Source organism: Bradyrhizobium sp. WSM4872, assembly GCF_055811715.1.
Map to the genome: position 1 here is coordinate 151,172 of NZ_JBVVPT010000017.1, position 6,332 is coordinate 157,503.

Annotated in this window: 6 protein-coding genes; all 6 read left to right on the forward strand. The window is 65.2% G+C overall.

The features are described from left to right. Positions 1 to 33 precede the first annotated feature (33 nt). The 6 genes from AC0L3C_RS22565 to AC0L3C_RS22590 all read left to right on the forward strand — a co-directional run bounded on the left by AC0L3C_RS22565 (position 34) and on the right by AC0L3C_RS22590 (position 6,022). Positions 34 to 1,392: a formimidoylglutamate deiminase gene (locus tag AC0L3C_RS22565; RefSeq protein WP_473409014.1), complete on the forward strand. Its 1,359-nt coding sequence runs from the start codon at positions 34 to 36 to the stop codon at positions 1,390 to 1,392. Further along, positions 1,389 to 2,117: a histidine utilization repressor gene (gene hutC, locus AC0L3C_RS22570; protein WP_473264972.1), complete on the forward strand. Its 729-nt coding sequence runs from the start codon at positions 1,389 to 1,391 to the stop codon at positions 2,115 to 2,117. Before AC0L3C_RS22565 ends, hutC begins: the two co-directional genes overlap by 4 nt. A gap of 106 nt (positions 2,118 to 2,223) precedes the next feature. After that, a complete protein-coding gene (locus AC0L3C_RS22575; protein ID WP_473281920.1) occupies positions 2,224 to 3,168 on the forward strand; it encodes an ABC transporter substrate-binding protein in 945 nt (314 codons plus the stop codon). Positions 3,169 to 3,241: 73 nt separating this feature from the next. Then, a complete protein-coding gene (locus tag AC0L3C_RS22580; protein ID WP_473281922.1) occupies positions 3,242 to 4,015 on the forward strand; it encodes an ABC transporter permease in 774 nt (257 codons plus the stop codon). Beyond that, complete coding sequence (locus AC0L3C_RS22585; protein WP_473281924.1) at positions 4,012 to 4,797, forward strand: ABC transporter ATP-binding protein; 786 nt, start codon at positions 4,012 to 4,014, stop codon at positions 4,795 to 4,797. The genes AC0L3C_RS22580 and AC0L3C_RS22585 overlap by 4 nt, the downstream gene beginning before the upstream one ends. Then, positions 4,790 to 6,022: a hydantoinase/carbamoylase family amidase gene (locus AC0L3C_RS22590; protein WP_473409015.1), complete on the forward strand. Its 1,233-nt coding sequence runs from the start codon at positions 4,790 to 4,792 to the stop codon at positions 6,020 to 6,022. The genes AC0L3C_RS22585 and AC0L3C_RS22590 overlap by 8 nt, the downstream gene beginning before the upstream one ends. Positions 6,023 to 6,332: the final 310 nt, after the last annotated feature.

Below are 6,332 nucleotides of genomic sequence, written 5' to 3' on the forward strand. Positions count from 1 at the left end.
CGTGTCGCGGTTCTGTCCAGCCGGCATGGAAACATGACACGACTGCATTTCGCCTCCGCGCTCCTGCCCTCGGGCTGGGCCAATGACGTGCAGGTGGTGATCGCCGCCGGCGCGATCGCCGAGGTGACGCCGGGCGTGACCCCGGCCTTCGGCGACGAACGCCACCAGATCGCGCTGCCGGGATTGGCGAGCCTGCACAGCCATGCGTTCCAGCGCGGCATGGCGGGGCTCGCAGAACTACGCGGCGATAGCGCCGACACCTTCTGGACCTGGCGCGAGACGATGTACCGCTTCGCGCTGGCGATGACGCCTGACGACGTCGCAGCGGTCGCGACCTTGCTTTATGTCGAGATGCTGGAGCAGGGTTTTACCCGCGTCGGCGAATTCCATTATCTGCATCATGATCGCGACGGCTCGCCCTACGCCGACATCGGCGAAATGGCCGCACGCATCGCGCAGGCGGCAGAGGCCTCGGGTATCGCGCTGACGCTGCTGCCGAGTTTTTATGCGCATGGCGGCTTCGGCGGCGCGGCGCCGCACGCCGGCCAGCGCCGCTTCATATGTACGGTTGATCAATTTTCCGCGCTGATGGCGGCCTCGCGCAAGGCGATTGCACGATTGCCGGACGCGAATATTGGCATCGCGCCGCACAGTTTGCGCGCGGTGGCGCCGGACGAGCTTGCAGCGATCGTTCCGCTCGCGGACGGGGGACCGGTGCACATTCATGCCGCCGAGCAGGTGAAGGAAGTGGAGGATTGCCTGGCGTGGTCCGGACGACGTCCAGTGCAATGGTTGCTGGAGCACGCGCCCGTCGACCGACGCTGGTGCCTCATCCACGCGACCCACACGACGGATGAAGAAGTCACTGCCTTCGCCAGGATCGGCGCGATCGCCGGACTCTGCCCCATCACCGAGGCAAGCCTTGGCGATGGCATTTTCCCGGCCCGCGAATTCGTCGGTGCCGGCGGCGCCTTTGGCATCGGCACGGATTCCAATGTGCTCGTTGGCGTCGCCGACGAGCTGCGCCAGCTCGAATATGGCCAACGGCTCAAGCACCGCGAGCGGAACGTGCTCTCCGCTGGCCCAGGCCGCTCGACGGGGCGCGCCCTGTTCGATCATGCGCTTGCAGGCGGTGCCCGGGCCTTGGCACAGACGTCAGTCAGTCTCACGCCCGGTGCGCGCGCCGACATCGTCACGCTCGACATCACGCATCCCTCGCTGGCGGGGCGCGCGCACGACTCCGTCATCGACGGCTGGATCTTTGCTGCGGGCAGCGGTGCGATCGATTGCGTCTGGGTCGGCGGCGACAAGGTGGTCGAAGGCGGCCAGCACAGACTGCGCCAGGCCGCGCGCGAACGCTTCAACGCATCAGTGCGGAGGCTCGTTGCATGAGTCTCGCCACTGATACGACCGACCAGCCGACGCTGTACAAGCGAATCCGCGCCGATATCGAGAACCGCATTCTGACCGGCGAGTGGCCGCCCGGGCATCGCATCCCATTCGAGCACGAGCTGGTTGCGCGTTACGGCTGCTCGCGCATGACCGTGAACAAGGCCCTGTCGGAGCTCGCGCAAGCCGACCTGATCGAGCGGCGGCGACGTGCCGGCTCCTTCGTCCGCCGGCCGCAACACCAGTCGGCCGTGCTCAAGATCGCCGACATGCGCGCCGAGATCACCGGGCTCGGGCGCGCTTACGGCTACGAGCTGATCGGCCGCAAGCTCCGCACCGCAACCGCTGCCGACCGCGACCGCCTCGGCGTCAAGAAGGCCGGCAAGGTGATCGCGATCACCTGCCGCCACAGCGCCGACAACGTGCCTTTCGCAGTCGAGGACAGGTTGATCGATCTCGCGTCGGTGCCGGATGCGGCGACCGCGGATTTTTCGCGTGAGCCGCCCGGCTCGTGGCTGCTTCACCATGTTCCATGGACCGAGGCCGAGCATACGATCAGCGCTATCGTCGCGGACGATCGCACGGCGGAAGCGCTCGACATCGCCGTCGGCGCACCCTGCCTCGTGATCGACCGCTATACCTGGCGCAGCACGCGCACGATCACCGCGGTGCGGCTGCTCTATCCCGGTGACTCTCACCGCCTTGTCGCCCGATTCAAGGGAGGCTGAGAGGACGATGTCGGCACAAATCGTGCAACGCTTCGGGCAACGGTCCATGAGGACCGACCAAGATCAACAGGACGTCAATCCATCGATCGGCAAGAGGACGACTATCATGCGTAGTTCGAAAGTATTTGCGGCAGTCATTGCGCTTACGGTCTCCACCCCCGTGCTCGCCGACGACGTCAAGGTCGGCGTCGGCATCTCCGGATGGACCGGCTTTGCGCCGCTGACGCTGGCGAAGGAAGCCGGCATCTTCAAGAAGAACGGCCTCGACGTCACCATCAAGAAGATACCGCAGAAGGATCGCCATCTCGCGATCGCGTCCGGTGACGTCCAGTGCGCGGCAACGACCGTGGAGACCTGGATCTCCTGGAACGCCAACGGCGTCGCGACCAAGCAGATCTTCCAGCTCGACAAGAGCTACGGCGCCGACGGCATGGCCGTGCGCAACGAGCTCGCCTCGATCAAGGATCTGAAGGGCAAGACGGTTGCGGCTTCCGCGCCCGGCACCTCGCCCTATTTCGCGCTGGCCTGGATGCTCAAGAAGAACGGCCTGTCGGTGAAGGACGTCACCGTCGTGAACCTCGAGCCGGCGGCGGCCGCACAGGCCTTCGTCTCCGGCCAGAACGATGCCGCGATGACCTATGAGCCGTATCTGTCGACGGTTCGTGCCGCACCCGACAAGGGCAAGATCATCGCGACCACGCTCGACTATCCGATGGTCATGGACACGTTCGGCTGCACGCCGAAATTCCTCACCGAGAACCCGAAGGCCGCCAAGGCGCTCGCCGACAGCTATTTCGAGGCCCTCGACATGATCGCCAAGGACCAAGCCAAGGCCTACGAGATCATGGGCGCCGACGTGAAGCAGACCGGCGAGGCGTTCGGCAACTCGGCGAAGTATCTGCGCTGGCAGGACAAGGCCGCCAACCAGAAATTCTTCGCCGGCGATTTCCTGACCTTCAACAAGGAAGCCACCGACCTCCTGCTGGAGATCGGCATCATCAAGGCCGCGCCGAAGGTCGAGGATCTCTTCGACGCGAGCTACATCAAGTAAATCTCCCAGGAGCCGCCGGCCCCGTCTCGCGACGGGGCCGGTAAACTTGTTCACCGTCCGGATAGACATTTAGATGCGTCCCCTCGATCCCGTGACGTCAAGGCAGCGCGTGGCTTACGGCCTTGCGTTCTTCGTGGTGTTCGTTGCCCTGTGGTCCTGGGCGACCTTCGGCGGCCACGTGTCGAAGGTGTTCCTCGCCAATCCGCTGACCATGGTGCAGGAAGGCGTCGATCTGATCATCAAACAGGGCTTCCTATTCGACATCGGCATGACGATCTGGCGCGTCGTCGGCGGCTTCGTGCTGGCCGCCATCATCGCCGTGCCGTTCGGCGTGCTGATGGGCGCATACAAGCCGGTCGAGGCGTTCCTCGAACCGTTCGTCTCCTTTGCGCGCTATTTGCCGGCGTCCGCCTTCATTCCCCTCCTGATCCTGTGGGCTGGCATCGGCGAACTGCAGAAGCTGCTCGTCATCTTCATCGGCTCGGTGTTCCAGATCATCCTGATGATCGCGGTCACCGTCGGCACCACGCGGCGCGACCTGGTCGAGGCGGCCTATACGCTGGGTGCCAGCGACCGCGGCATCATCCGCCGCGTGCTGTTGCCCTCTTCCGCCCCGGAGATCGCCGAGATCCTGCGGCTGGTGCTGGGCTGGGCCTGGACCTATGTCATCGTCGCCGAACTGATCGGCTCCTCCTCCGGCATCGGGCACATGATCACCGACAGCCAGGCGCTGCTCAACACCGGCCAGATCATCTTCGGCATCATCGTGATCGGGCTGATCGGCCTCGCCTCGGACTTCCTGTTCAAGGCGTTCAACGCGTGGCTGTTTCCCTGGAGGCTCGCATGACGATCCTCAAGATCGAACAAGTCTCGCGGACCTTCCCCGCGCGTCACGGCAACGCCCCGACGAGGGCGCTGGAGCCGACCGATCTCGTGATCGGCAACAACGACTTCGTCACCATCCTCGGCCCTTCCGGCTGCGGCAAGTCCACGCTGCTTCGCATCGTCGCCGGCCTCGATCGACCGACCGGCGGACGCGTGGTGCTCGATGGACGCGAGGTGACCGGCCCGGGCGCCGATCGCGGCATGGTATTCCAGTCCTACACGTTGTTTCCCTGGCTGACGGTGCGCGAGAACATCGCCTTCGGCCTGCGCGAGCGTGGCGTGTCCGAGGCGGAGCGAAACAAGATCGCTGACGCCTTCATTCGCCAGGTCGGTCTGTCCGGCTTCGAGAACCATTGGCCAAAACAACTCTCCGGCGGCATGCAGCAGCGCACCGCGATCGCGCGCGCGCTCGCCAATGATCCCAAGATCCTGCTGCTCGACGAGCCCTTCGGCGCGCTCGACAACCAGACACGCGCCTTGATGCAGGAAATGCTGCTCGGGATCTGGGAGCGCGACCAGAAGACCGTATTGTTCGTGACCCACGACATCGAGGAAGCGATCTTCCTCGGCAGCCGCGTCATCGTCATGAGCGCGCGTCCCGGCCGCATCAAGGCCGAGATCAATGTAGACCTGCCGCATCCGCGCTCCTACAAGATCAAGACCACGCCCGAATTCGTCCTGTTGAAGGAACGGCTGGTCGAGGAGATCCGCACCGAGGCGTTGAAGGTTGCCGAGCATGCCTGACACCTTTTCACGCGCCAACGGGATGCGCGTTCTCGCCGATCTCAATGCGCTCCGTGCCATCGGCGCGTACAAGACCGGCGTGCACAAACCGACCTTCTCCGAGCCGCACAAGCTTTCGCTGGATTGGCTGATGCAGAAGCTGCCCGACGCGGGCCTCACCGCCGCGATCGACGGCATCGGCAATGTCTTCGGCACCAGCGCAAAGTCGGGACCCAAGCTGCTGGCGGGATCGCACCTCGAGAGCCAGAACTACGCCGGCTGGCTCGACGGCCCGCTCGGTGTCGTCTACGCGCTCGAAGCGGCCCGCGTGCTCAATGGCGACCCCTTGCTCGAAGGCGCGGTCGAACTTGCCGCCTGGTGCGACGAGGAAGGACACTTTGGGCACTTCCTCGGGTCGCGCTCCTATGTCGGGCAAGTGACAGAGGCCGACATTGATGCCGCACGCGACCGCACCAGCGGCCGCACCATGCGAGACGCACTCGCCGAGATGGGGCTCGCAGGACGACCGCGCACCACCGCCGAGCCGGGGCGGTACGTCGGATATCTGGAAGCCCATATCGAGCAGGGCGACACGCTTGAAAGCGGTCGCCTTGCGATCGGCGTCGTCACCTCCATCGTCGGCATCTGGCAATACCAGATCAATTTCGTCGGTGAGCAGAATCACGCCGGCACCACCCGCATGGCTGCACGGAAGGATGCCGGGCTGGCGCTTGCAAAGTTCTGTGTCGCGATCGACGCGCGTTTTCCCGAGAGCTGCGGCCCGCGCACGGTCTGGACCACCGGCCGCATCACGCTCGATCCGGGCGCGCCGAGCATCATTCCAGGTGGTGCCGAAATGCTGTTCCAGATCCGCGACGACGATCCTTCCGTCATCGCGCGGCTGGAGCAACTGCTGCGGAGCATGGCGGACGAGGCCAGCGCGAAGGGTCCCTGCACCGTCGCCGTGGAGAAGATTCGCACTGGCGCGCCCGCGATGATGAATTCGGGCTTTCAGGATGCGATCGAAGCCGCGGCCAAGGCCGTCGCCGGCGGACGGTCCGTCCGCATGCCCAGCGGCGCCGGCCACGATGCGCAGATGCTTGCGGCCGTCATGCCCGCGGGTATGCTGTTCGTGCCGTCGATCGGCGGCATCAGCCATCACTGGACCGAGAACACCGCCGATGCCGACATCGTCACCGGCGCCCAGGTGTTCGTCGACGCTTGCCGGAGGATACTCGGCGGCTAGGCTCGTGTCCCGGACGCGCTGCAGCGCTCTTGCGCTGCTGCGCAGAGCCGGGACCCAGGGGCGACACGGCGTAATGCGGAGAGATGGGCCCCGGCTCTGCAGCGCACCGCAAGAGCGCTGCGCTGCGTCCGGGGCACGAGAGCGAAATCCATCGTTGCATCCGAATCTAACTTGCAGACGCAGCTTCTCATCCTCGCGGCTGATTTCGCCCGAGCTTTGCTTCAGTCGCTCCACCCTCTTTTCCAAGAGGGCGCAGGGAAGGCCGGGTGCTGACCTCGCACCCGCGGTCCGCTGCGCGAAAGCACACGCA

Bases quoted from the DNA above. Each gene is read 5' to 3' on its own strand.
- AC0L3C_RS22575 (WP_473281920.1), top strand. From the start codon at position 2,224: ATGCGTAGTTCGAAAGTATTTGCGGCAGTCATTGCGCTTACGGTCTCC.
- AC0L3C_RS22585 (WP_473281924.1), top strand. From the start codon at position 4,012: ATGACGATCCTCAAGATCGAACAAGTCTCGCGGACCTTCCCCGCGCGT.
- AC0L3C_RS22565 (WP_473409014.1), top strand. From the start codon at position 34: ATGACACGACTGCATTTCGCCTCCGCGCTCCTGCCCTCGGGCTGGGCC.
- AC0L3C_RS22580 (WP_473281922.1), top strand. From the start codon at position 3,242: ATGCGTCCCCTCGATCCCGTGACGTCAAGGCAGCGCGTGGCTTACGGC.
- hutC (WP_473264972.1), top strand. From the start codon at position 1,389: ATGAGTCTCGCCACTGATACGACCGACCAGCCGACGCTGTACAAGCGA.
- AC0L3C_RS22590 (WP_473409015.1), top strand. From the start codon at position 4,790: ATGCCTGACACCTTTTCACGCGCCAACGGGATGCGCGTTCTCGCCGAT.